25 protein-coding genes, 1 tRNA gene and 1 pseudogene are annotated in these 23,933 nt (G+C 39.8%); 22 read left to right on the top strand and 5 right to left on the bottom strand.

The window, feature by feature from the left end:
- Positions 1–84: 84 nt before the first annotated feature.
- The 4 genes and pseudogenes from D3873_RS13595 to D3873_RS09800 form a co-directional block, all read left to right on the top strand.
- Positions 85–654 (top strand): annotated as a pseudogene (locus D3873_RS13595) (class I SAM-dependent methyltransferase); the annotation flags it as partial.
- Positions 655–696: 42 nt separating this feature from the next.
- Entirely contained in the window at positions 697–1,206 is a 510-nt protein-coding gene (locus D3873_RS13515) for an S-ribosylhomocysteine lyase (RefSeq protein ID WP_205536295.1), read from the top strand.
- Positions 1,203–2,138 carry a PLP-dependent cysteine synthase family protein gene (locus D3873_RS09805; RefSeq protein WP_119883868.1) on the top strand — a complete coding sequence of 312 codons (936 nt, stop codon included), beginning with the start codon at positions 1,203–1,205 and terminating at the stop codon, positions 2,136–2,138. Before D3873_RS13515 ends, D3873_RS09805 begins: the two co-directional genes overlap by 4 nt.
- Positions 2,135–3,268, top strand: a complete 1,134-nt coding sequence (locus tag D3873_RS09800; protein ID WP_119883867.1) for a bifunctional cystathionine gamma-lyase/homocysteine desulfhydrase — start codon at positions 2,135–2,137, stop codon at positions 3,266–3,268. The genes D3873_RS09805 and D3873_RS09800 overlap by 4 nt, the downstream gene beginning before the upstream one ends.
- A 523-nt stretch (positions 3,269–3,791) precedes the next feature.
- Here D3873_RS09800 and D3873_RS09795 read toward each other — a convergent pair.
- A complete protein-coding gene (locus D3873_RS09795) occupies positions 3,792–4,568 on the bottom strand; it encodes an enoyl-CoA hydratase-related protein (protein ID WP_119883866.1) in 777 nt (258 codons plus the stop codon).
- 199 nt (positions 4,569–4,767) lie between these two features.
- Here D3873_RS09795 and D3873_RS09790 point away from each other — a divergent pair, with 199 nt between their 5' ends.
- Positions 4,768–5,991, top strand: coding sequence for an EAL and HDOD domain-containing protein (locus D3873_RS09790; protein WP_119883865.1), 1,224 nt, complete (start codon positions 4,768–4,770; stop codon positions 5,989–5,991).
- Positions 5,992–6,030: 39 nt separating this feature from the next.
- Here the strand turns inward: D3873_RS09790 and D3873_RS09785 are convergent, their stop codons facing one another.
- Positions 6,031–6,213, bottom strand: coding sequence for a hypothetical protein (locus tag D3873_RS09785; protein ID WP_119883864.1), 183 nt, complete (start codon positions 6,211–6,213; stop codon positions 6,031–6,033).
- A 233-nt stretch (positions 6,214–6,446) separates the two neighbouring features.
- On the opposite strand from D3873_RS09785, the gene D3873_RS09780 reads away from it, so the two are divergent.
- From D3873_RS09780 to D3873_RS09735, 10 genes are all read left to right on the top strand, one after another.
- The gene (locus D3873_RS09780) at positions 6,447–8,057 is read left to right on the top strand and encodes an ATP-binding protein (protein WP_205536257.1); all 1,611 of its coding nucleotides are present in this window, start codon (positions 6,447–6,449) and stop codon (positions 8,055–8,057) included.
- Positions 8,041–8,754: a response regulator gene (locus tag D3873_RS09775; protein WP_119883863.1), complete on the top strand. Its 714-nt coding sequence runs from the start codon at positions 8,041–8,043 to the stop codon at positions 8,752–8,754. The genes D3873_RS09780 and D3873_RS09775 overlap by 17 nt, the downstream gene beginning before the upstream one ends.
- A 116-nt stretch (positions 8,755–8,870) precedes the next feature.
- Positions 8,871–9,878: a Bug family tripartite tricarboxylate transporter substrate binding protein gene (locus D3873_RS09770; protein ID WP_119883862.1), complete on the top strand. Its 1,008-nt coding sequence runs from the start codon at positions 8,871–8,873 to the stop codon at positions 9,876–9,878.
- A 107-nt stretch (positions 9,879–9,985) separates the two neighbouring features.
- The gene (locus D3873_RS09765) at positions 9,986–10,435 is read left to right on the top strand and encodes a tripartite tricarboxylate transporter TctB family protein (RefSeq protein WP_119883861.1); all 450 of its coding nucleotides are present in this window, start codon (positions 9,986–9,988) and stop codon (positions 10,433–10,435) included.
- An 18-nt stretch (positions 10,436–10,453) separates the two neighbouring features.
- Positions 10,454–11,980 carry a tripartite tricarboxylate transporter permease gene (locus tag D3873_RS09760; protein ID WP_119883860.1) on the top strand — a complete coding sequence of 509 codons (1,527 nt, stop codon included), beginning with the start codon at positions 10,454–10,456 and terminating at the stop codon, positions 11,978–11,980.
- A gap of 171 nt (positions 11,981–12,151) precedes the next feature.
- Positions 12,152–12,679, top strand: a complete 528-nt coding sequence (locus D3873_RS09755; protein ID WP_119883859.1) for a P-loop nucleotide/nucleoside kinase family protein — start codon at positions 12,152–12,154, stop codon at positions 12,677–12,679.
- A gap of 348 nt (positions 12,680–13,027) precedes the next feature.
- Entirely contained in the window at positions 13,028–13,447 is a 420-nt protein-coding gene (locus D3873_RS13590; RefSeq protein WP_238473766.1) for an alpha/beta fold hydrolase, read from the top strand.
- A 137-nt stretch (positions 13,448–13,584) separates the two neighbouring features.
- Entirely contained in the window at positions 13,585–13,794 is a 210-nt protein-coding gene (locus D3873_RS09745) for a hypothetical protein (protein WP_119883858.1), read from the top strand.
- Between the two features lie 168 nt (positions 13,795–13,962).
- The gene (locus D3873_RS09740; RefSeq protein ID WP_119883857.1) at positions 13,963–14,442 is read left to right on the top strand and encodes a hypothetical protein; all 480 of its coding nucleotides are present in this window, start codon (positions 13,963–13,965) and stop codon (positions 14,440–14,442) included.
- A 729-nt stretch (positions 14,443–15,171) separates the two neighbouring features.
- Positions 15,172–16,302, top strand: a complete 1,131-nt coding sequence (locus tag D3873_RS09735) for a DUF3221 domain-containing protein (RefSeq protein WP_119883856.1) — start codon at positions 15,172–15,174, stop codon at positions 16,300–16,302.
- Positions 16,303–16,669: 367 nt separating this feature from the next.
- Here D3873_RS09735 and D3873_RS09730 read toward each other — a convergent pair.
- Positions 16,670–16,742, bottom strand: a tRNA-Val gene (locus D3873_RS09730).
- Positions 16,743–17,587: 845 nt separating this feature from the next.
- Here D3873_RS09730 and D3873_RS09720 point away from each other — a divergent pair.
- On the top strand, positions 17,588–17,761 hold the full coding sequence (locus D3873_RS09720) for an aspartyl-phosphate phosphatase Spo0E family protein (protein WP_119883854.1): 174 nt from the start codon (positions 17,588–17,590) through the stop codon (positions 17,759–17,761).
- A gap of 31 nt (positions 17,762–17,792) precedes the next feature.
- Here D3873_RS09720 and D3873_RS09715 read toward each other — a convergent pair whose 3' ends face one another.
- Positions 17,793–18,488, bottom strand: coding sequence for a thermonuclease family protein (locus D3873_RS09715; protein ID WP_119883853.1), 696 nt, complete (start codon positions 18,486–18,488; stop codon positions 17,793–17,795).
- An 82-nt stretch (positions 18,489–18,570) separates the two neighbouring features.
- On the opposite strand from D3873_RS09715, the gene D3873_RS09710 reads away from it, so the two are divergent.
- Both D3873_RS09710 and D3873_RS09705 read left to right on the top strand, forming a co-directional pair.
- Positions 18,571–19,413: a DNA-3-methyladenine glycosylase family protein gene (locus D3873_RS09710; protein ID WP_119883852.1), complete on the top strand. Its 843-nt coding sequence runs from the start codon at positions 18,571–18,573 to the stop codon at positions 19,411–19,413.
- 90 nt (positions 19,414–19,503) lie between these two features.
- Positions 19,504–20,775: an MDR family MFS transporter gene (locus D3873_RS09705; RefSeq protein ID WP_119883851.1), complete on the top strand. Its 1,272-nt coding sequence runs from the start codon at positions 19,504–19,506 to the stop codon at positions 20,773–20,775.
- Positions 20,776–20,818: 43 nt separating this feature from the next.
- Here the strand turns inward: D3873_RS09705 and D3873_RS13440 are convergent, their stop codons facing one another.
- Complete coding sequence (locus D3873_RS13440) at positions 20,819–20,965, bottom strand: hypothetical protein (RefSeq protein ID WP_162920181.1); 147 nt, start codon at positions 20,963–20,965, stop codon at positions 20,819–20,821.
- Between the two features lie 159 nt (positions 20,966–21,124).
- On the opposite strand from D3873_RS13440, the gene D3873_RS09700 reads away from it, so the two are divergent.
- From D3873_RS09700 to D3873_RS09685, 4 genes are all read left to right on the top strand, one after another.
- Positions 21,125–21,319, top strand: a complete 195-nt coding sequence (locus D3873_RS09700) for a hypothetical protein (RefSeq protein WP_119883850.1) — start codon at positions 21,125–21,127, stop codon at positions 21,317–21,319.
- Positions 21,316–21,549, top strand: coding sequence for a spore coat protein CotJB (locus tag D3873_RS09695; RefSeq protein WP_119883849.1), 234 nt, complete (start codon positions 21,316–21,318; stop codon positions 21,547–21,549). The genes D3873_RS09700 and D3873_RS09695 overlap by 4 nt, the downstream gene beginning before the upstream one ends.
- Before the next feature lie 18 nt (positions 21,550–21,567).
- On the top strand, positions 21,568–22,137 hold the full coding sequence (locus tag D3873_RS09690) for a manganese catalase family protein (protein WP_119883848.1): 570 nt from the start codon (positions 21,568–21,570) through the stop codon (positions 22,135–22,137).
- Positions 22,138–22,212: 75 nt separating this feature from the next.
- Positions 22,213–23,601 carry an aldehyde dehydrogenase gene (locus D3873_RS09685; protein WP_119883847.1) on the top strand — a complete coding sequence of 463 codons (1,389 nt, stop codon included), beginning with the start codon at positions 22,213–22,215 and terminating at the stop codon, positions 23,599–23,601.
- Positions 23,602–23,933 lie beyond the last annotated feature (332 nt).

The raw sequence follows: 23,933 nt of genomic DNA, 5'->3' as shown, positions 1-23,933 counted from the left end.
TTTATTTCTGTGTTATAACTATAGGGTAGCCTAAAACCTAGTAATCATGTTGGAATAATATAATTTAAAAAGGGGTTACCTTACATGGGTAGAGAATTTGTAGAAATTTTTGATGAATGGGTTCAATCATATGATTCCTCCGTTGCAGGACTTGATCCAGAATACGCGGATGTTTTTGAGGGATATACAGAAATATTAAAAGAGGTAGCAAGTCGAGCTAAAGGGAATGTCATGGAATTCGGATCTGGTACAGGAAATTTAACAAAGTTGCTTATGGAACTTGGTCATCCTGTCACTGCAGTGGAACCGAATAAGGCCATGCAACAAGCGACACGAGAAAAAGTAGGGGATATCCGAATTCTAGACGGAGACTTACTTCATTACCCAGAAACAAAAGTTGAAACGATTGTAAGCACATATGTATTTCATCACTTAACAGATGAAGAAAAAATTATGGCACTGAAAAAGTATGCACAACAGTTACCAATTGGTGGAAAAGTGGTGTTTGCGGATACTGCGTTTATTTCTGAGACGGCGAAGTCCGCTCAAATCGCGAAAGAACGGGCTCGAGGGTTCGATCATGTTGCCGATGATTTAGAACGAGAATACTATACGACAGTGCCGTTCCTGCAAAATGCTTTTGATGAAGCAGGATTTTATGTACACTTGAAACAACTTAATGATTATGTTTGGCTAATGGATGCAACGAAAAAAGAAGGAGTGGGAACATTGACAAAGAAAATGAATGTAGAAAGCTTCAACTTAGATCACACGAAAGTAGTGGCACCATATGTACGATTAGCTGGTGAAAAAACCGGAGCAAACGGAGACCAAATTTTAAAATATGATATTCGTTTTAAACAACCGAACAAAGAACACATGGAAATGGCCGGTCTTCATTCCATCGAGCATTTGATGGCTGAAAATATTCGAAATCATACGGATCAAGTAGTAGATATTGGTCCAATGGGATGTCAGACAGGGTTTTATTTAACAATGATTAATCATGATAATTATGAGGAAGTTTTAACGATTCTAGAAAAAACATTACAAGATGTGTTAGAGGCTACAGAAGTTCCTGCTTGTAATGAAGTGCAGTGCGGATGGGCGGCGAATCACAGCTTAGAAGGTGCAAAGGAAATTGCGAAAGAAATGCTTTCAAAGCGTGACGAATGGAACGTGGTTTTTGCTGAGGAAGCACGATGAACGTTTTTAGCAATGTGCAAGAGCTAATAGGGAACACACCAATTGTGGAATTGACACGAGTGGAAATCCCAAACAATTGTCGACTTTTTGCCAAGCTCGAATTCATGAATCCAGGCGGAAGTGTCAAAGATCGCTTGGGAATGAACTTACTTGCGGACGCCGAAAAACGTGGCGTTCTTTCCCCTGGGGGGACCATTATTGAGCCAACTGCCGGCAACACTGGAATTGGTATAGCGATGGCGGCAATTGGACGAGGGTATAACGTGATATTTGTCGTTCCTCAAAAATTTAGCATGGAAAAACAAACGTTGATGCGCGCACTTGGAGCGGAAGTTATCAATACGCCGACCGAACTAGGCATCAAAGGTGCCATTGCAAAAGCAGAAGAGTTAGTGAAAGAAATCCCGCAATCCTTTTCACCTGCTCAATTTTCGAACCCTGCGAATCCAGAAACGTATATCCATACACTAGGTCCAGAGCTTTGGGAAGACATGGATGGAAAAGTGGACGTGTTCGTTGCAGGGGCTGGTTCTGGAGGAACCTTTATGGGAACTGCCAGCTATTTAAAGGCGAAAAGTGAAGCGATTAAAACGGTTATTGTCGAGCCAGAGGGATCTATTTTAAATGGCGGAGAACCAGGTAGTCATTACACAGAAGGTATTGGCATGGAATTTCTACCCGGTTATATGAATGAATCTCTTTTCGATGCGATTCATACGGTAGAAGACAAAGATGCGTTTACGCGAGTGCGAGAACTGGCAAAAATGGAAGGGCTGCTTGTTGGAAGTTCGTCCGGAGCAGCGTATCATGCTGCCTTAAAAGAAGCAGAGATAGCAGCACCTGGTAGCCATATCGTGACGGTGTTTGCGGATTCCAGTGAGCGTTACATGAGCCAGAAAATTTATGATTTATTCCAGGAGGACAGAGCATGAGAGCTAAAACAAAAATGATTCACGCAGGGATTTTTGGTGACGAGACAACTGGTGCAGTTTCGACACCGATTTATCAAGTAAGTACGTATAAACAAGATGCAGTCGGTGATTTCAGAGGATATGAGTATTCTAGAACAGGAAATCCAACTCGCCATGCACTAGAAGTGTTGATCAGTGATTTAGAAGGTGGCCACGCAGGATTTGCGTTCGGATCTGGTATGGCAGCAATTAGCTCTGTCATGATGATGTTTAACTCAGGAGACCATATTGTGATGACAGACGATGTGTATGGTGGAACATACCGTGTCATGACGAAAGTGATGAACCGTATGGGAATCGAATCGACACTAGTGGATACAAGTGATTTAGATGCAGTAGAAGCGGCAATTCAACCAAATACAAAAGCGATTTTCATTGAAACGCCGACAAACCCATTATTGAAAATTACCGATATCGCCGAAGTGTCTTCATTAGCAAGGCAAAAAGGATTGAAAACAATTGTCGACAACACTTTCATGACACCATACTTACAACAACCTATTCAACTTGGAGCAGATATCGTCGTTCACAGTGCAACGAAATATATAGGCGGACATAGTGATGTTGTCGCAGGATTAGTAGTGGTGGCAAATGAAGAACTGGCAACTGACATGCATTTTGTCCAAAATTCGGTAGGAGCGATTCTAGGACCACAAGACTCTTGGCTACTTATTCGGGGATTGAAAACACTTGGAATTCGGATGGACGAAACAAACAAAAACGCCATGCGAATTGCCATGTTCCTTGAAGAACATGAAGCAGTCGGAAAAATTTACTATCCGGGTTTAAAAGGCCACAAAGGTCGAGACATTATGCAAAAACAAACAAAAGGCTTCGGGGGCATGATATCGTTTGATGTCGGTTCAACGGAAAAAGCTAACGATTTACTCGCAAAACTTCGCTACTTCACACTAGCAGAAAGCTTAGGAGCAGTAGAAAGTCTTATCTCCGTTCCAGCACAAATGACACACGCATCCATTCCTGCAGATCGTCGGCAGGAACTAGGAATTGTTGATGGATTAGTGCGCATTTCTGTCGGCATTGAAGATGTAGAAGATTTGATAGAAGATCTAGAAGCAGCTTTAGGTTGATTGGAAATGGATGGAGAGTGTCCTCATGTTAGGGTGATTAAGTACGGCGATTGGGTGATTAACTCTGATTTGCGGTGGTTAACCCGAGCGATTGGGTGATTAACTTCGATTTGCGGTGATTAAGTTGTCGAATTCGGGGATTGACCAGATTGACGTTGAATAGTAGACTCGCCATTCAGCAGTCGTCGAAGTAATGGATTGTCCTAATGTTAGGGTGATTAAGTTCGCCGATTGGGTGGTTAACTCTGATTTGCGGTGATTAAGTTGTCGAATTCGGTGATTGACCAGATTGACGTTGAATAGTAGACTCGCCATTCAGCAGTCGTCGAAGTAATGGATTATCCTAATGTTAGGGTGATTAAGTACGCCGATTGGGTGGTTAACTCTGATTTGCGGTGGTTAACTCGTGCGATTGGGTGGTTAACTTCGATTTGCGGTGATTAACTTGTCGAATTCGGTGATGGACACAATTTAATATACGATTATAGAAGAAATCCCCCTGCGAAATTCGAGGGGGATTTTTTTATTTTCCTTTAAAGATTGGTTTTCGTTTTTCTCCGAAGGCAAGTAGGGCTTCGACACGGTCTTCTGTTGGGATGGTTATTTCGTATGCTTTTCGTTCGATATTTAGACCGGTTTGGAGATCAGCATTCATACCGTGTTTGATAGCAAATTTTGCTTGCTGGAGAGCTATTGGTCCGTTTGCTAGCATTAGATCAGCAAATTTTCCTGTTTCTTCAATGAGACTCGCTGATGGGACAACTTTTGTCACGACGCCATATTCTAGTGCTTCTTCTGCGCGAAGTCGTCTAGCTGTTAAGATGAGTTCCATTGCTTTTGATTCGCCAATTAATCGAGGGAGTCTTTGTGTTCCGCCTGCTCCTGGAATTATGGCTAAGCTTGTTTCGGTGAGGCCAAGTAGTACTGTATCGGCTGCGATTCGGAAATCGCATGCTAATGCAAGTTCCATCCCTCCACCAAATGCGTAGCCATTCATCATCGCGATTGTTGGTTGAGGTAAATTTTCGATGGTTGTAAAGACTTCGCCAATTTTATAAATATTTCGTTTTACTTGTTGTTCGGTTAAGGTTTTGCGCTCTTTGAGATCAGCTCCAACGCTGAAGGCTTTCTCTCCAGCACCTGTGAAGATTACGACACGAATGTCTGGGTTGATGCGGATTGCTTCGACGACTTGTGAAAGTTCACGTAGCATGTCGTAGTTAAAAGCGTTCATTGCATCAGGACGATTAAGTGTGATAATTGCTAAATTGCCTGTTTGTTCGTAACGAATTGTTTCCATAGTTTAACCCCTTTTTTCGTCATCTATTATCAGACTATCATTTTTTGTATTTTCTCGCTATTGTCATGTGAGGCTACCAAATGGCATCAAATATTCCTCTATTTGGGTATTTTTAGGTCAGTTAGTGAAATTATCATAGGACTTTTTATATAAATTTGATATAATTAATTAAAAAAAGAGATGGAATCGAGGGAATGAGATGGAGGTCTTTGTTGGAAGACAACCTATATTTGATATCCAAGAGCAAATATTTGGCTTTGAGTTGCTGTATCGCAATAGTGATTTAAATTCATTCCCAATTATTGATGGGGATAAAGCCACGATGGAAGTGCTGATTCATTCCTTTATTACCATTGGGGTAGAAGAGTTAGCGAATGGAAAGCCCTGTTTTATAAACTTTACCGAAAATTTGTTACACGATTCTATTTTGGATATGTTAGATCCTCGACATGTCATCATTGAAATTTTGGAAGATGTGAATATTACGGCCGATGTGCTTGTTAAAATAAATGAATTAAAATTTCGCGGATTTTCAATTGCACTCGATGATTTCGTGCTATTAGATCCGTATTTAAAAGAAGCCGGAATTTTTGACGTGATTGATTATATCAAAGTAGATTTCTTAAAATCTTCACAAGATGAACGAGAAATTATCGAGCACTATATTAAAAAGCATTATCCGCACATACAATTGCTAGCGGAGAAGGTAGAGACACGCAGTGAATTTAATATGGCGAAGAAATCAGGTTATGCATTTTTTCAAGGCTACTTTTTTTCGAAGCCTCAAATTATACAAGGAAAAGAAATTCCCAGTAATGTCTCGCAAAACTTTCAAATCCTTCAAAAGATTGCCGAACAAGATGCGGATATTTCTAGCATTGCAAGCTTAATTGAACGAGATGTGTCATTATCGTTTAAGTTACTGAAATTGATTAATACATCAGGAATTAAGAAGAAAGTCCGTTCTATTCAACAAGCTATTTTACTTTTAGGTTTAGATGAATTACACAAATGGATTTACGTACTTACATTGCGGGAGACGGCCGTTGAAAGCTCCGATCCACAAACAAATGCTCTCTTAACATCTTCATTGTTCCGAGCAAAATTTTTAGAACTCATTGCGAAACATGGGAAAAAACAAAATGCCTCCGAATATTTTTTGTTAGGCATGTTTTCGATGATTGAAGCACTATTACATAAACCGTTCGATCAAATTTTACACAAATTATCTCTTTCTGACATGATTGAGGAAACGTTACACGGTGCGAAAACAGAAATGTCGATGCATTTAGATTTAGCAGTAGCGGTTGATCAGTTGCAATGGGTGAAGATGAGACAACTGATGAGTGAACTAGATCTTTCAGAAGAGATTATTCGAAAGTATTATACAAAGGCTATGCAGTGGACAAATGAATTAGCGTAAACAAAAAACTATCGAGCACCCTGCTCGATAGTTTTTATGTTATTGGCCGGTGTTGTTGAAATTATTTCTAGATGCTAGAGACAAGGCTTCTGACGCTGCTTTATCTGCATTTTCATTTCGTTGGCCACGTCCTATTTCTTGATATCCATTCTTTTGTTTCCAGTCATAGATCAGACCGAATACAATTAATCCTACTGGTATCCCCACAATAATCCAAATCATCTGTGTGCCTCCTTCAACTCTAATTTGACGATTGACATGTATCTCATACTTACCTATACGTTGAATGTGAGAAAAAGTTTCAGAATTATCTTATTTTCCCAACAAACGTAACCCAAAACGATAATTGCATCAATGATTTCATCCACTCGTACAGTAGAATAGCGAAACAGGTCTTGCCAATTTTTGTCGAACTTGTCATACTAACACATATTATTAGAAACGAGTGTGGGCTTTTGAGAAATGTAACGTTACAAACCAAAATATTTCTTTATGGAGCACTTTTTGTGACCGCCATTTCCCTTTTAATTGGTACGTCTTTTTATTTCACCATGTCCCAAAGTATCGAACAACAAATTGGAAATCGAGCACTCAATCTAGCGGTTACAACGGCTAGTCGACCTGATGTGCGAAGTGCGTTTGATACTCTCAATCCTAGTGAGCAATTACAACCAATAGCAGAAGAAGTTCGAAAGCTATCTGGTGCGGAATACGTGGTGATTGGAAATACAGATGGCATCCGATATGCACATCCCGTGCCAAAACGTATTGGGCAAAAAATGGTGGGGGATGATAATGACCGAGCGTTATTAAAAGGGGAATCCTATATTTCAGAAGCGACCGGAACGCTTGGACCTGCGTTGCGAGGAAAAGCACCCATTAAAGACAGCGACGGAAACATTATTGGTGTTATTTCGGTTGGCTTTTTAAAAGAAGATATTTCACACACCTTTTTTAGTTACGCCGATTCCATCATTGGGATTGTCGTTATTGCAATTGTGTTAGGTGTCATTGGTTCCACGATTCTTGCTAGAAGCATTAAAAAAGTTCTCTTTAATTTGGAACCAACGGAAATCGCGCATTTATTTACAGAACGAAACACTGTTTTAGAATCGGTCCGTGAAGGCATTATTATGGTGGACAAGCATGCGCAAATTTCCATGTTGAATAAAGCTGCTTACGAGATTCTATCCATTCCAGAAGATAGTCCTGTCATCGGTCATCCGGTTGAAGAAATCTTACCAAACACATTACTTCCGCATGTCTTGCAAACTGGGGAGAAACAATTTGACCGTAGTATGCTGATACGTGGAAAAGAAACGATTGTCAACCGCATGCCGATTTTAGTAGGCAATGAAATCGTTGGTGCTATTTCAAGTTTCCGTTTGCAGTCCGATTTTCATCAATTGACAACGGAACTGTCGCAAGTAAAACAGTATACGGAAGCACTCCGTGCACAAACACACGAATATCAAAACTTTTTATATACCATCAGCGGGTTAATCCAATTAAATTCGCTCGATGAAGCGTTGCATCTCATTCATTCCGAAACAGAGGAACATCAATCGCTTATTCACTTCGTCACACAACGCTTACAAGATCCATATCTAGGGGGGCTCGTTATCGGGCTTTTCAACCGAGCACGTGAACTAAAAGTCCGGTTTATTTTAGATGAAGACAGCCATTTGAAGATGCTACCAAAACACTTGGAAAAAAGCTTGTTCGTCTCCATTATTGGAAATTTAGTGACGAATGCGCTTGAAGCGGTGGAGCATTTAGAAGAGTCCAAACGAATTGTCCGGTTACTCATTACGGATAATGGGAATGAAATCTTGTTTGAAGTAGAAGATTCCGGTGAAGGGCTTCCCCCGGAAATTCAAGAATCTCTTTTCACTGCCCGTATTTCCACAAAAGAAGGTGAAGATCGAGGATACGGATTAATGAAAGTGAATTCGGACATCCAAGATTTAAACGGCGTATGCTCAATAGAGCAAGGGGATTTAGGAGGAGCATTATTTATCATTTCCATTCCAAAAGGGGGTTTTCTCGATGGAGGAAATCATTGAAATAGTAATCATAGAAGACGATCATCGAATCGCGGATATTCACCGCAGATTTATTGACCGAATTGACGGGTTTCAAGTCGTTGGCTCTGCTGCTACAGGTATGGAGGCAAAGGATTGGATTTCCGCGCTACAACCGAATCTTATTTTGCTGGATGTCTATTTGCCCGATATGTTGGGCACGGAATTGTTGTCGTATATTCACGAAGAAAGTCCAGAATCTGATATTATCTTTATTACAGCGGCAGCGGAAGTCCCAATCGTGAAACAAGCCTTTCGCAGTGGGGTTTTTGACTACGTAGTGAAGCCTGCCACATTTGATCGTTTTAAAGAGAGTTTATTGTCATACAAAGAAAAGACGCAGCTTTTAAAAAGCACCGAAAGTTTAGAGGAAGCATCTATTCAAATGCTTTGGAATCAGCAAAAATCATCGCTAGAAGCTGATAAAGTTCCAACGCCTAAAGGGATTGATCCGAAAACAATGGAGAAAGTATTGTTTCATCTGCAGGATCAATCGCTAGGCATAACTGCAGAAAAGTTTGGCGTGTTAAGTGGTCTTAGCAGAAGTTCCTCCAGACGTTACTTAGAATTTTTAGTTTCGGACAATAAAGCAACGGCAGAATTAATCTACGGTACGATCGGGCGACCTGAAAGACGTTATTTCCCAAAACTCCGTGAACAAAATGAACAAAATAGCTAGAAAGAAATTTATTCCACTTATGACCCAAAACATTGAATAGTAGAAAAGTTCTGATAAATTGATGACAGCGCAATGAAAGCGCTGTCTTTTTATTTCATTCAAGGGGGAAATATTGTATGTGGAAAAAATTATCGACAGTTGCACTTGTTAGTTCGCTTGCACTTAGCTTAGCGGCATGTAGTTCTGATGGAAATGAAAGCGCTTCCTCAAACTATCCGGACAAAAATATCACGATTGTAGCACCTTCTGGAGCTGGTGGGGGATGGGATTTAACGGCTCGTGCAATTGCAAAAACGTTAAATGATACGAAGTTAGTAGATGAATCCATTATGGTTGAAAACAAACCAGGTGGTGGCGGTGCTGTTTATATGGCGGAGTTTGCGACGAAAGAAGCAGACAATGATTACGTCTTAATGGTGAAATCACCTCCCATTTTAATTAACAATAACAAAGCAGAAGGAAATAGTCCTTACGGCTACAAAGATACTCGCCCAGTTGCACAACTTACTCGTGATTACGGTGCAATTGTGGTGCAAGCGGACTCTGAATTTAAAACGTTAGAAGATGTACTAAAAGCGATTAAAGCGGATGCAACAAAAGTGACGCTTGCTGGTGGTTCTGCACCTGGATCGATGGACCACTTAGTCGGCATTTTACCTGCTTATGAATACGGCATTGATCCTAAGTCTGTAAAATATGTCTCGTATGACGGTGGCGGAGAAGCTATCGCAGCATTATTAGGAGACAACGCGGATGTCATTGCAACCGATGCATCAACAATAGCTGAATATGTAAAATCAGGTGATGTTCGTGTGTTAGCTGTCAGTTCAGCAGAACGATTAGACGGGGAATTAAGTGATGTCCCAACTTTCAAAGAAGCTGGCGTGGATGCAGAGTTTACCATTTGGCGTGGACTATTTGCACCAAAAAATATGTCAGATGAAGCATTCGATTTCTGGTCCGAGAAAATGGATGAGTTAGTAAAAACGGATGAATGGAAAGCTGAACTTGAACGTAATGGTTGGGCAAGTGAATATCGCAATGCGGAAGAATTTAAAACATATTTAGATGATCAAGATAAAGTCATCGTTGAATTATTGACTGCTTTAGATATGCAAAAATAATAGGAACGAAAACTTTTTAGGGAAAGACAGGACTTAATCAGAACACAAGAAATAGCTTGAACGGTGACGCATCTCCGTCACCGTTTTTCTTAGGAGGGGGAAGAATAATGAGTAAAACGTTCGATCGAATAGCAAGTATCGTCTTTTTACTGATTGGTCTTTTATTTGTCATAGAAAGTCAATCCATATCGCAAAGTGCTTACGGTTCTTCCGTGGGACCAAATATTTTCCCGATGGCTCTTGGAATTATATTGCTTCTGCTAAGCATTAAATTGCTTTTTGAAACAATGAAATACAAAACATCCAACGGTGAAAAAGAACGATTACAATACAAAAAATTCCTCATCATTTTTGTTAGTGCCGTAGCTTATGCAGCAGCACTTGAACCAATTGGATATGTCATTTCGACATTCCTCTTTTTAGTCATCGCGTTTCAAACAATGGAGCGTGGAAAGTGGCTGAGCACTTTACTGATTGCGAGTTTCTTTTCGCTAGGTGTCTATTACTTTTTTGCAGAATTTCTCGGCGGATCATTACCTGGATTCCCAGAATTATAAGTTGAAAGGAGTTTTGGTATGACGACGGTCGATTTTCTATTACAAGGATTCGCCACAGCATTTCAGTGGCAAAATATCTTATTTGCCTTTGTTGGTGTATTAATCGGGACAGCAGTCGGTGTCTTACCTGGTATTGGACCAATGAGTGGAGTTGCGCTGTTAATACCTGTCACCGCAACACTTACGTCTGGTATGCCTACAGAAGCAGCAGCGGCTAGTTCCATCATTTTACTAGCAGGTGTCTACTACGGAGCCATGTATGGCGGATCCACAACATCCATTTTATTAAACACTCCTGGTGAGTCATCATCGGTCGTGACGACGTTAGATGGCTATCAAATGGCCAGACAAGGCCGAGCAGGAGCAGCGTTATCTATTGCAGCAATTGGTTCATTCGTCGCAGGAATTGTGTCGTTAATCGGATTAGTTTTACTGGCAGAACCATTGTCTAATGTAGCGTTAAAATTTGGGCCAGCTGAATATTTTTCACTCATGTTATTAGGATTAGCTGCAGTAAGTGGATTAGCTGGAAAATCCATCACGAAAGCACTCATCATGACCGTTATGGGTCTATTATTAGCAACCATTGGAATTGATGCCGTTTCCGGAATTGCACGTTTTACATATGATTTGCCTATTTTATATTCTGGACTTGAATTTTTAACGATTGCAGTTGGTTTATTCGCATTAGGTGAAGTGTTTAAAACAATTATGGAACGAGACAAAGAAGATGGTGCGATCGCTAAAATTGACAGGGTTCTTCCAACAAAACAGGACTTAAAAGATAGTTCAAAACCAATTCTTCGGGGATCCGTTTTAGGATTTTTCATCGGTGTATTACCTGGCGCAGGTGCCACTTTAGCATCTTTCTTCTCATATATTGCAGAGAAAAAGTTTAGTAAACATCCGGAGAAATTCGGTACAGGAGCTATTGAAGGAGTAGCTGGTCCAGAGTCAGCGAATAATGCAGCATCTGGTGGAGCGATGATTCCGTTATTAACATTGGGGATTCCAGGGTCTGGAACAACCGCTATACTGATGGGTGCACTCATCATGTACAACATTCAGCCCGGCCCTTTATTGTTCGATGATCATCCAGAAGTTGCATGGGGCTTGATTGCGAGTATGTTCATCGGAAATTTAATGCTTCTGGTGTTAAACATGCCATTAGTAAAAGTGTTTGCGAAAATCATCCAAACACCAAAGAAATATTTAATCCCGCTAATCGTCGCGATTTCCTTCTTCGGAGTATACGCGGTGCAATATACGACGTTTGATTTGTACTTATTATTAGCGTGCGGTGTACTTGGCTACTTGTTATCAAAAAATGATTTCCCACTTGCACCGCTCGTGTTAGCGTTAGTATTAGGCCCTATGATTGAAAACAATATGCGTCGTGCATTAACGATTTCGAATGGAGATTTTTCCATCTTTGTAACAAAACCATTATCGCTAATTTTCATCATTGCGGCAGTTGCCTGGTTGGTTATTCCGCTTGTGTTAAAATTAAAAGGTCGAAAAATCGTGATAAATGAAGAAGATTAAAACGTAAGACAGCTGTCTTTTAAGTGAATTCACTTGAAGGCAGCTTTTTTTATAGAAGGAAATGGTGTATGTAACGTGGAAGATTAGACTATGGAAGAATATGTTATCCTTGAAATCACTAAAACTAGTTTTTCGGAAATAAATGAACGAAATTTTTAGGAGGAGAAGTCCTTGTTTGAACAATTCGATTTTGAGCAACTGTTTCAGTTGCAAAGGGAAACAAAACCTATTGTTGTCATGATGTGCGGAGTTGCTGGATCAGGCAAAACGACTTTCGCTAAAATACTGGAGAAAAAAGGCTTCGTAAGATTATCGATCGATGAAGAAATTTGGACGACGAATGGAAGATGGGGAATTGATTTTCCAATGGAAAAATTGGTGGAATATCGAGCAAGTGCGGAGGGAAAATTACGTTTGCAACTTATTCAATTAATGAAGGATAAACAACACGTCGTCATAGACTTCAGTTTTTGGGATCGGAGCAGAAGAGAGGACTATAAACGTCTAATAGAATCTTCTGGAGGTAAATGGGTCTTACTTTATCTACAAGTAGAGGTAGAAGAATTACAAAAAAGGCTCCAACTACGAAATCAACGAGCGGATGCTAACTCCTTTCCAATTTCTGATGAGCTGCTAGCCTCTTATTTGAAGAGGTTTGAAGTACCAAAAGGCGAGGGAGAAATTGTCGTAAGAAATTAGGAGGGTATACAGGATGATTTTACATACTGAGATAAAAGGACATGGGGAACCGATTGTTTTTCTCCATAGTGGATTACAAACGGGCAGTACTGACTACGAAGCACAATAAGCTTATTTTCAGAAAAGCTATCAGGTAATAACTCCAGATTTAATAGGGCACGGGAAATCGACGGAAAATGATTTTTCTCACTTTTTTACAGATTGCGCAACTGATTTACCCGAAACGTTAACAGCTAACTAATTGGAGAAAGTTCATGTAGTTGGGAGTTCACTCGGAGTTGTAGTTGCCGTCACATTTTCAGAAATGTTCCGGAGCGAATTCATACGCTGACCTTATCGGGAATCTTATTGGAAAAACCAGCGAACTGGACAGAAATGAATCGCGCGCAATTTACTGACCAAATGGAATTGCTAAAGAACGACCAAACAGTTCAGTATTTCGATCAATTGCATGCATCTGATTGGAAACAATTTATTTACATGGGGAAAGAGGAATCATGGTATCCATTTGATTCTACAAAAAAATTAACCGCCTCAACATTTCCCATTCTTCTCATAATTGGAGAAGGGAATTTAGATGAGCTTATCGGTTTAAAAGAATGGAAATCGAAGAACTCGAATGCTCATATTGCGGTTATTCCATTTGCAGGGCATTTGGTACAAACGGATCAGGCGCAACTATACAGTCAAATTCTAGAAAGTTTTTTAAAACAATTTCCTTTCATTGGAGAACTTAAACCGAATACGAAAACAGAAGCTGAAAGATAAAATAGAACGACAGTGCGAGACAAAGACTCCTTAAACTTTCTAATGCATGATTTTTTTGTAACGTCCTCACCATATTGATGGTATACTTTAAACCTTAAAGGCTAAGGACGAGTCAAGATAATCAAAGGAGTATCAGTATGAACAAAAAGTGGACGATAAAAGAAATCAATGAATATGTAAAGAAGAACTCAGACAGTGTGTTACTCACGAAAGAATATACAGGATTTTCACAGAAATTACTGTTCAAATGTTCGTGTGGAAACAATTTTGAACGAACGTTTAAAAAATTTAAAGATAATAAACAAACGAAATGTACAAGTTGTGTGGAGATTAAACCGTCTCGTTAACATGTTAATAACGAGGAAGATTCAGAACGCTCATATGTGGCGTTCTTTTTATTTGTAGTCATACATGCAGGAGATTGCATCTTTCGTATGGAATGTAAATATATGGTTAGATTTTTTGTGATAGTTCTATCTTTTAAATAGAAACGTGGTTGGAACGGAGGTAGCGACATGCTAGAAAGCATTTCTAAATTAATGCTCCTGTTATGTGCCTTTTGCTTGTTTGGGTGCGAACAAAACCAACAGCCGGAAGACAAAGGAGAAAGCGTTCGTCCAACTAATGACATACAAGATTATTTGGAAGAAACGTACGCAGGTCAATTCGATTGGAAATTGCAAGACGGCATTAGACGCGTTTCTAGTGATGCTGTTGAAGCAGAAACACCATATTATGAGCACCTCCAAAGTATTGACATTAACTTGTATCCGTACAGAGGGGATCATTTAATCTATTACACATTTGATTTAAATCCAACATGTAAGAAAGACGGCAAGGAATACACATACTTTATTTCCATTATTAGAAACGAAAAAGATACAGAATTTATCGGAGCGTATATGGGTATGCGGAACGCAGAAGGCGGTGGTTCTCCAATTCAATCAGTGGAGAATTTTTTTAAGGAAATGAAATGTGAGAATGACGTGAAATAATGGACTTAGAAAGGTTATTGAATTACAAGTTCGATTTTTTGTGAAACGAGTGAATATGATGAGGATAAAATATACAAGATTAGGAGAAAGTAGAGGTGTCTAGAGTTGGAAAACAAAAATTTAACAAAAAGTGGCGTCTTATTTAACTGTTTTTTGCTAGTAGTCTTTTCGGGAGTGTTTATTTTTTTCTTACTAGACGGGTATAGTTCCTTCAATATTAAACTCCTTAACATTGCTATTCCGGTTACGGTTTTGTTACTTCTGATGAACTTTGGCATCACAAGGTTGATGCAAGGGAGGAAAAGAAGTAGTTTTGCATACTTCGGTCTGACGGTCATTCCGATTTGTTCGTTGATTTTTACAATTCTTGTTTTACAACTCTAGACCTACTTTAACAAAATTTTTTAACATAAATCTGTATTTGCACTGCAATGAATTTTATTTAAAATGTGTCAGTAAATAGACAGGAATTTCAATCAAGAACTAAGAAACTTTAGAAGAATGGCCCTTAGAACCGTTTGTTCATTTGAAAACAAGTTTATTTATAGTGTTTATTTTTAGGAAAATGATTTTTACATATTACTACCTATCATGATAAATACTGGTCATCGATAAATGATATTGCAAAGCAAAAGTTGCAAAATTCATGTTAAGTTATCTATTAAATTTGGAAATTTTGTAACAATATAGTTATGTAAACGTCTACTTCAATTATAGGGGGGCGAAATCATGAAAAAATACATCACACCCATAGGAATTGCAGTGTTGTTTATCGTAACTGGATGCGGTACAGCTGTGAAGGAACCTGTCACAAATGGAGAAGGATCAGGATCAGAAGTGCAAAAGAAGGAAATTGAACGTGAAATAATTGTAGAATTGAAACAACCGAAAATAGAAACACCAGAGCGAGATAAAGTAAAAGCGGAAATTAAAGAACGACCAGAATTCAAGGACGGAATTTACGGAAAACAGACGGACGAACTTGCAGAAAACCTAACTGTCCAACAGATAGAGGGCCCAATTGCAATCACAGCACTTGAAGAAGTGTACGGGGGGCAAAATGGTTTTCAAAAAGAAGGAATCATCTTCTATGGGACAGATGAAAATCCTGGTTTTTGGATTGGAATAAAGAATCCGGACGAACGATTAGATGAGCTTGTTAAGATTCTTCAAGCCAAAGTTGATAGCGGAGTAATCAGTGCGAAATATATTCATATTTTCAAAAGTGATTTTACGCATGAAGAGCAGCGGGCACTGATGGATCAAGTGAACCGGGAAGTAAAAAAGATGGTGGAAGAATTCCATAATCCAAACGCCGTTGGTTATAGCGTTTCGGTTGATACATTAACTGGTAACATTGAAATCGACCATAATTTCTTGACCGAAAAACAAATAGAGCATCTCAAAGAAAGTTTTGATAGACATAAGATTGTTTTCTCCATTCAAGGAAAAATGGCTCCGGATGAAGGTGAACCTGATGTGATATATCCAGAAAAAGAATTTACAACCACACAACATTCAGAAGGCGAATTAATTTTAGGTGTTGAGAAAGACCGATTCTTTACAGGATCTATGTATTATGACTTTACAGACGCTAAGAAAAAACTTAAAACTGGCCAACGGGTCCTTGTTTCAACTACAGGAATGATAATGGAATCTTTCCCAGGACAGGGAAGGGCAGTAGTGGTAGAGATTTTACCGGATTACAAGCCGGATGGCGCTAATTTAACCGAATCTCAGGTAGTAGCCATTGCTGCTCAGAATAAAATAGGTGTCATTGAGAAGATAGAGTTCAATCAAGATGAGGATGAATGGATCGTATCCAGTAACAAGGATACAGTAACAATCGGTGATAAATGAAATGGAAATTTTCTAATCGTAAAAAAAGAGAGGAATACATCGAATTTTTGTGATGGCGCAAACTTCTTAACTTTTACTGGAATAAGTTTTATTTGAAAAAGGTATAAAAAAAGAAGATTCTCATCTTCTTCACAGGCTTCAAAAAAAATATTTGTTTATGTACTTGAAGCTTTAATTCCAGCATCAAATGCATTTAATACTACATGTTATCTATTGTTAAAAGCAGAATCGTATATTTCTTTCTTAATGTAATTTAGTGAGTCAGAATTCTAAACAAATGAAAAGAGCCCCTAGACGATACGGTCTAATAGGGCTCTTTCTTGTGAAAGCCGTGTTCCGACAGCTTTCACGTGGGTTTGGCACCCAATGACCCCGACTGGGTTCGAACCAGCGACCTCCACCCTGTCAAGGTGGCGCTCTCCCAACTGAGCTACAGGATCTAATTTTGCAATACAATTAATTATAGCTGGAAATGCAGAGATAGCAAGAGGTTTTTGAAAAACTAGTGTCGAATTAAAACATGTATGAAACATTTAGTTATCTGCTCATCCAGCGATAGTGAATCTGGAATTTGGAAGGAAAAGGGGATCCAAACCTATTTGTCCTGAAGATTATTTCTATCTTTTGAATAAAAATGCCCAAAAGACTATTGCCGTTTGATAGGAACGGAAGGAGAGAGTGTAGTGAAAGTTTGGTCGTTCTTAATAGGGAGTTGCATAGGAGTTATTGTTGGATTCCTCTCAGTTTTTATTTTCACGTATGTCGGAAATGTACTTGCTGGTGGAATCACGTCGTTTCAACCAGAGCCATTTCTCTATATAGCATGTATCTTTCCATTTTCCATTGCCTGCGGTGTTTTAGCCCACTATCTATCTTCGAGTCAATTTTTGACATCCGCCGGGTATTGGAAGATGAGTTTCATCTTTGCGTTTGTATTGTCCATTTTTGTCAGTACTTTTGGTGTCTTGATAGGTGAATATGTTGTACGAGGAGGAGTAGGAACACTGAATTGGAGTGGGACGATTCTTTGGGGGTTACTTTATGCGATTCTACTATTACCACTGTCGGCGTCGCTCGTAAAACTCTTTCTTTTACCCATTTTGCAGCAAGCGATTCTACTTTTTAGGCAATCAAGGTTTATGTCCAATAAATGACATTTTGTGACAACTTTATGAACTTTCCAATTTCATCCATCGTTCGACAATTTTCCCAATTTGTATCGATTACAATCGAAAATGTACGAATATCATTTCTATAATCGAAATAGTTTTGGAGGAAGATTTACGTGTTAGTAGTTTTTGAGAAGTATTTATTGTTAAGTAAAATTGAATTAAAAAAGCGGCACATGTATTACAAAGCGAAGCACCTTGGCTTTACGGATGAGCGTGTTGTTTGTTGTAGCCAAGAATTAGATGATTTGTTAAACATCTATCAAGATAAATTTATGTCGTACTTATAAAAGAAGATAGCAAATCAGCTACCTTCTTTGCTCATTGAACTGCTGCGCGGAATCCAGCTTTTTTCGCTTCTACTTCTGTACAAAACCACTCTTCCGGATTTGTTTCTGCGTAGTGTTCAGCTGATGGGATGTGATAGATTTTCTCCCCGTCCCGATTAATATTCCCTTTTATTAAACAATCGTTTGTGGAATTGGATTCGATGGAAGAGTCAAACCCACGATTTGTCGAGTAGCCGTCGATTTTCCAAATTCCAAGACGTTGTTCCTTTGCATGTTTCTCCGCTTTTTCTAGTGCATTCAAATACCGTGTATTCGGAGGAAAGACGTAGGCAACTCGTGCTAATCCTTCTCCTACTAGTTTTTCTTGAATGAAGACATCATCCACATAGACATAGGCAAGTAGTCTTCCATAATCGTCCATTCGATCCCCCACATCAAATTCTAGAGATACTTCTCCGGAAGTTAAGAGTTCTTCATTTCGCAAAGTGGCTTCTTCGCTGAAGGTTTGTTTTCCAAACTCTTTGTCCCGCAGCTCTGGAGTATCGATCAGCAAATAGCGAACACTTTCTTCTTTGCCGTTATAGACCACATCAATGGTATCTCCGTCTACTACTCGTTGCACTTCGACGGGAATATGATCGGTAGTGCCTGACGTTTTTGTGACGTCTGCTTGTTCTTGGCACGCGCTTAAAAAGACTGCTACAAGAATAATCATCGCCTTTTTCACTGTATTTCCTCCTCGCCCCATTTTGTACTTCTTGTCGTGAATGCTATGATTCTATCATAGTCTATTTTCGGAGGAGATTGGGATGATTCATCAATTTGAACTCGACTTTGTCTACGATTTCGACAAAGCAATCAGCAGATTATCACGCGATCCACTTATCTATATACGACCAGAAGAAAAACTAGTGAAAATTCCACTGGAAAATTCCGTCGCAACTTTAAAAAGTATCGGTACATTTGAACAACCAGCATTTGAACTCTCTGGAAACTTAACAGAAGAAGACATTGCACGAGTAAAATCAATTTTCCATTTTGATCGGTCGCTGGATCCAATTCATGCACATTTTCGCAACACGAATTTAGCAGAAGTGTTCGACCAACACAGAGGAACTCCTATCGTCAAAGAATTTTCGCTTTATGCAACGTTAATGAAAAGCATTATCCATCAACAATTAAATTTAGCATTTGCACATACGTTAACGACGCGATTTGTCGAGAATTACGGTACGCAAAAAGAAGGCGTTTGGTTGTACCCGACTCCAGAACGGACAGCAGAAATTCCCGTGGAAGAATTACGAGCACTTCAGTTTAGCCAACGAAAAGCGGAGTATGTCATTGACGTCTCAAAAGCAATTGCGAGCGGCACGATTGAATTAGATACGATGGAACAATTACCGGATGAAGAAATTGTGGAGACACTGGTGAAGCTTCGAGGAATCGGTCCATGGACAGCTGGGAGTTTTCTACTCTTCGGGTTGGGACGTCCGAATTTATTCCCAGTGGCAGATGTTGGTTTACAAAACGCGTTAAAGAAATTATGGAAGTTAGAACAAAAACCTACGGCAGAAGAAATGCAAGCTCACTTTCCGGAGTGGGAGCCGTATTTAAGTTATGCATCGCTTTACTTATGGCGAACTATCGAATAATTTCGACTATTCCTTTCGGTCGGATGATGTATTTCTTTCGTATAACGGCTCTGCTAGACTGGAAGAAATAGGGGAAAGAGAGACACAATTATGAAAATCAAAGATTGGGATAAAAGTTTAAAAGTAAGGTTATTTGGTGAAGCACTGATTAACATTACCTTTTGGATGTTCTTTCCGTTCCTTGCGATTTACTTCGCAGAAGAACTCGGAAGGGCAACCGCTGGTGCACTACTGATTATTTCGCAAGTATTTTCGGTTATTGCGAATTTAGTAGGGGGCTATGCTGCAGATACCTTCGGACGTAAACGAATGATGGTTGTCGCATCGATTGGGCAAAGCCTTGCGATGGTATTGTTCGCGTTTGCAAATTCGCCTGTCTACGAGTCGGCAATTTTAGGTTTCGTCGCCTTTACAATTGCGAGCGTATTCGGCTCCTTTTACTGGCCAGCAAGTCAAGCGATGGTTGCAGATGTGGTACCAGAAGAGCATCGGAGTGATGTCTTCGCAGTTTTTTATACGTCCATTAATATCGCGGTCGTTATCGGACCGATATTAGGTGGAATCTTCTTCTTCACGTACCGATTTGAGTTGTTATTAGTAGCGGCAGCATTTAGTTTGTTATTAGGATGGATATTATATAAATTTACAACGGAGTCCTTACCAGCATCTGCCGATAAGCTGCCGACTGACACGAGTCGCGGAGCAATGCATGCGATAAAAACACAGGTGAAAGATTACGGTGTCATTTTACAAGACAAAGTTTTCTTGCTGTTTATCGTGGCGGGGGTTTTAAGTGCACAAACGTTCATGCAAATGGATTTGTTACTACCGGTATTTATCAAAGATGTCATGCCAGAAACAGTTGTTTCCATCTTGGATTGGGATTTTAACTTAACAGGCGAATTGGCATTCAGTATGATTATTTCGGAAAATGGTTTTTTAGTCGCTTTACTAACGGTAGCTATTACACGATTTGTCGTGCGCTATAGTGAGCGCAATGTTTTCATCGTTTCTTCCATCTTATATGCAGTTGGAATGCTCGTTTTTGCCATGTTCAACATGTTCTTTATGTTCATTATCGCGATGTTTATCTTCACGCTCGGGGAATTACTCGTTGTCGGAATTCAGCAGAGCTTCATTTCCAAATTAGCACCGGAGCATATGCGAGGACAATACTTCGCCGCAGCGAGTCTTCGTTATACGATTGGTCGAACGATCGCACCAATTTCCATCCCATTAACCGTGTGGATTGGGTACAACTGGACGTTCGGACTAATTATTGTGCTTCAACTTCTTGCGGCACTTACGTATTACTGGATGTTCCATTTATTTGCACAGAAAAAGGCAGCTTCTACTCTTTAATGAGAGAGCTGCCTTTAGCTTGTATGTAGACTTTTGTGTTCAATCAAGATACCGTCGTTTCCTCCACTTCTTCATCTTCTTGGAAATAAATGAAAGACTCCTCTTCTAACTCTGTTAAACGGTCTTTGTTAATCCCTAAACTTAAGTTTCCTGAAAAGATCGGCTCCCACCAAGTTTCTGTTTTCATCATGATTTGTTCCTCCTTTAAATTGTCTTACTTATTTGACTATTGAATACCCAAAAAAGTTACACATCTAAACATTATTTTAAAGAAGTCTTCTCGATTAGTATGTCCAATCGGAACCAAATTATGCGTGTTTTCATACATTATGTTCGAGGAGGAACTACTATGAATACGAATTGGTACCGTGGCTCATACGTTCGATATGATGGCCGCGTCATCACGTTTGTTTTACCACCGCCAATTTGGTGGAATGAACAACCTGCAAATGCACAAGAGTATGCACCGCAAGAAGCCTTCCATCAAGGTTCTCTTTGGCCAATGTTAGTCGATGGGTTTTCAAATCAGGAGGGAATCGGATGACGGAGGAACAACGAAGTGCTTTGTACCAAGTGCAGGTAGCTGATTTTATCATGCTGGAGTGGGTTCTCTATTTGCATACGCATCCAGACGATCTAGAAGCAAAAGAAAAATGGCAAGATGCAACGATGCAAGCAACTGAAGCGCGCTGTGCCTATGAAGCGCAATATGGTCCACTGATTAATGGCACATTAGAATGTACGACCGCAACACCTTGGCCATGGCATGTTTAAGGAACGAAAGGGGATTACATGTGGGCATATGATAAAAAGCTTCAATATCCAGTAGAAGTTCGCGATACGAATCCGCAGCTTGCAAAATTTTTAATGGAACAATACGGCGGGGCGGACGGTGAACTTGCGGCTGCACTTCGTTACATGAATCAGCGGTATACGATTCCGGACAAAGTCATCGGACTATTAACGGATATCGCCACCGAAGAGTTCGGTCACTTAGAAATGATCGCCACGATGATTTTTAAACTGACAAAAGACGCAACACCAGATCAACTCCGTGAAGCGGGTCTAGGTGAACATTTTGCAAGTCATGGTCATGCATTGTTCTATACGAATGCAGGTGGAGTTCCCTTTTCTGCGACGTATTTACAGGCGAAAGGTGATCCAATCGCTGATCTATACGAGGACATTGCTGCAGAAGAAAAAGCACGTGCGACGTACCAATGGCTCATTGACTTGTCCGATGATCCGTATATTAATGATTCCTTAGCTTACTTACGAGAACGAGAAAACGTGCATTCCATGCGTTTCCGTGAAGCAGTCGAACTCTTAAAAGAAGACCAAAATACGAAAAAGTATTTCTGACACCTGCAACAGGTGTCTTTTTTGCGTAGTAGGCAAGAAATGGATAAACTAGTACTAACACAGAGGAGTGATGACATGCTATTTACAGCTTCAGATGTTGAAAACATGATCACCAAGCAAAAAAACTATTTTTATACAGGTGCCACAAAATCAGTGGAGTTTCGTAAAGCTAGTTTGCTCAAATTACGTGTATCTATCCAAAATCATGAGGAAGCGATTTTGGACGCACTGCACCAAGATTTAGGAAAAAGCGGTTTTGAATCTTATGGAACAGAAATTGGCATTGTGTACGACAGCATTTCTTACATGCTAAAAAATGTTGAAGAGTGGATGAAACCAGAATCAGTGAGTACGCCGATTACGCTCATGCCTGCTAAAAGCTTTATTATCCGTGAACCATATGGAAGTGTTTTAATAATTGGTCCATTCAATTACCCGTTCCAACTGGTGATGGAACCATTGTTAGGGGCAATTGTTGGTGGGAACTGTGCCATCGTCAAACCTTCTGAATCGACACCAACTGTCGTAAAAGTGATACGCAGTATTATCGAGTCAACGTTTGAACCTCATTACATACAAGTAGTAGAGGGTGAGCGAGACGAAACTAGTGCACTTATTCATGCACCTTTTGATTATATTTTCTTTACTGGAAGTGTTGGGGTCGGAAAAATAGTCATGAGAGCGGCATCGGAACGACTTACACCTATCACGCTAGAATTAGGTGGGAAAAGTCCAGCAGTCGTTGATCACACAGCAAAATTAGCAGTCGCTGCGGATCGAATCGTGTGGGGGAAATTTGTGAATGCTGGACAAACATGTGTCGCTCCGGATTACGTACTCGTCCATCGATCGGTCAAAGAAAAGTTTATCAAAGAATTAAAACGAGCAATTCACGAATTTTATGGAAGCGACGTCCAACAAAGTCCGGATTACGGCCGTATTGTAAATGAAAAACAACTCAAACGACTAAAAGAAATTATTGAGTTAGAATCGTATGGTCGCGTTTACGGTGGAAAAGTGGACGAAGCGGATTTATACATTGAACCAACCATCATCGAAGAAGCATCTTGGTCTGGAGCCGCAATGGAAGATGAAATCTTTGGGCCAATTCTTCCCATATTAGTATTTGACCATTTACCAGAAGCAATCGACAAGATTCGGAAATTACCGAAACCACTCGCTGCGTATTTCTTCTCGGAAAACGACGGGGCGATCTCGTATTTCTTAGACGAATTATCGTTTGGCGGAGGATGTATTAACGATACCCTTACACACGTCGGAAACACACGACTGCCATTTGGTGGTGTCGGACAATCAGGCATGAATGCATACCACGGCAAATATAGCTTTGAAACGTTTACTCATGCCAAATCAATCGTCCAAAAAGGAACGAAATTTCCACTCAAAGTATTGTTCCCACCATACGGGAATAAATTAGGATTAATTCGCAAAGTGATGAAATAGCATAGCGCAAAATGTCTCTTTTATGGTGACCCCATGAAAGAGGCATTTTTTCATTTATAGCGAAGTGTATGTTAATTCAAAAATGCGCAAAAATAGTAAGGAGGAATTGATTGGGACACTTTCCAATGGGATTAGGACACTTGGGAGAAACATTGAGACACTTTGCGGAAACATTAGGACACTTTCGAGAAACATTAGGACACTTTCGAGAAACATTGGGACACTTTGCGAAAACATTAGGACACTTTCGAGAAACATTGAGACACTTTCGAGAAACATTAGGACACTTGGGAGAAACATTGAGAAACTTTGAGGAGACATTGGGACACTTT

The sequence above is a fragment of the Paenisporosarcina cavernae genome (genome assembly GCF_003595195.1).
GTDB lineage: Bacteria > Bacillota > Bacilli > Bacillales_A > Planococcaceae > Paenisporosarcina > Paenisporosarcina cavernae.
This window is presented reverse-complemented; position numbering and strand designations above follow the sequence as displayed.

Bases quoted from the DNA above. Each gene is read 5' to 3' on its own strand.
- D3873_RS13515 (WP_205536295.1), top strand. From the start codon at position 697: ATGGATGCAACGAAAAAAGAAGGAGTGGGAACATTGACAAAGAAAATG.
- D3873_RS09805 (WP_119883868.1), top strand. From the start codon at position 1,203: ATGAACGTTTTTAGCAATGTGCAAGAGCTAATAGGGAACACACCAATT.
- D3873_RS09800 (WP_119883867.1), top strand. From the start codon at position 2,135: ATGAGAGCTAAAACAAAAATGATTCACGCAGGGATTTTTGGTGACGAG.
- D3873_RS09795 (WP_119883866.1), bottom strand. From the start codon at position 4,568: ATGGAAACAATTCGTTACGAACAAACAGGCAATTTAGCAATTATCACA.
- D3873_RS09790 (WP_119883865.1), top strand. From the start codon at position 4,768: ATGGAGGTCTTTGTTGGAAGACAACCTATATTTGATATCCAAGAGCAA.
- D3873_RS09785 (WP_119883864.1), bottom strand. From the start codon at position 6,213: ATGATTTGGATTATTGTGGGGATACCAGTAGGATTAATTGTATTCGGT.
- D3873_RS09775 (WP_119883863.1), top strand. From the start codon at position 8,041: ATGGAGGAAATCATTGAAATAGTAATCATAGAAGACGATCATCGAATC.
- D3873_RS09770 (WP_119883862.1), top strand. From the start codon at position 8,871: ATGTGGAAAAAATTATCGACAGTTGCACTTGTTAGTTCGCTTGCACTT.
- D3873_RS09765 (WP_119883861.1), top strand. From the start codon at position 9,986: ATGAGTAAAACGTTCGATCGAATAGCAAGTATCGTCTTTTTACTGATT.
- D3873_RS09760 (WP_119883860.1), top strand. From the start codon at position 10,454: ATGACGACGGTCGATTTTCTATTACAAGGATTCGCCACAGCATTTCAG.
- D3873_RS09745 (WP_119883858.1), top strand. From the start codon at position 13,585: ATGAACAAAAAGTGGACGATAAAAGAAATCAATGAATATGTAAAGAAG.
- D3873_RS09740 (WP_119883857.1), top strand. From the start codon at position 13,963: ATGCTAGAAAGCATTTCTAAATTAATGCTCCTGTTATGTGCCTTTTGC.
- D3873_RS09735 (WP_119883856.1), top strand. From the start codon at position 15,172: ATGAAAAAATACATCACACCCATAGGAATTGCAGTGTTGTTTATCGTA.
- D3873_RS09710 (WP_119883852.1), top strand. From the start codon at position 18,571: ATGATTCATCAATTTGAACTCGACTTTGTCTACGATTTCGACAAAGCA.
- D3873_RS09705 (WP_119883851.1), top strand. From the start codon at position 19,504: ATGAAAATCAAAGATTGGGATAAAAGTTTAAAAGTAAGGTTATTTGGT.
- D3873_RS13440 (WP_162920181.1), bottom strand. From the start codon at position 20,965: ATGATGAAAACAGAAACTTGGTGGGAGCCGATCTTTTCAGGAAACTTA.
- D3873_RS09700 (WP_119883850.1), top strand. From the start codon at position 21,125: ATGAATACGAATTGGTACCGTGGCTCATACGTTCGATATGATGGCCGC.
- D3873_RS09695 (WP_119883849.1), top strand. From the start codon at position 21,316: ATGACGGAGGAACAACGAAGTGCTTTGTACCAAGTGCAGGTAGCTGAT.
- D3873_RS09690 (WP_119883848.1), top strand. From the start codon at position 21,568: ATGTGGGCATATGATAAAAAGCTTCAATATCCAGTAGAAGTTCGCGAT.
- D3873_RS09685 (WP_119883847.1), top strand. From the start codon at position 22,213: ATGCTATTTACAGCTTCAGATGTTGAAAACATGATCACCAAGCAAAAA.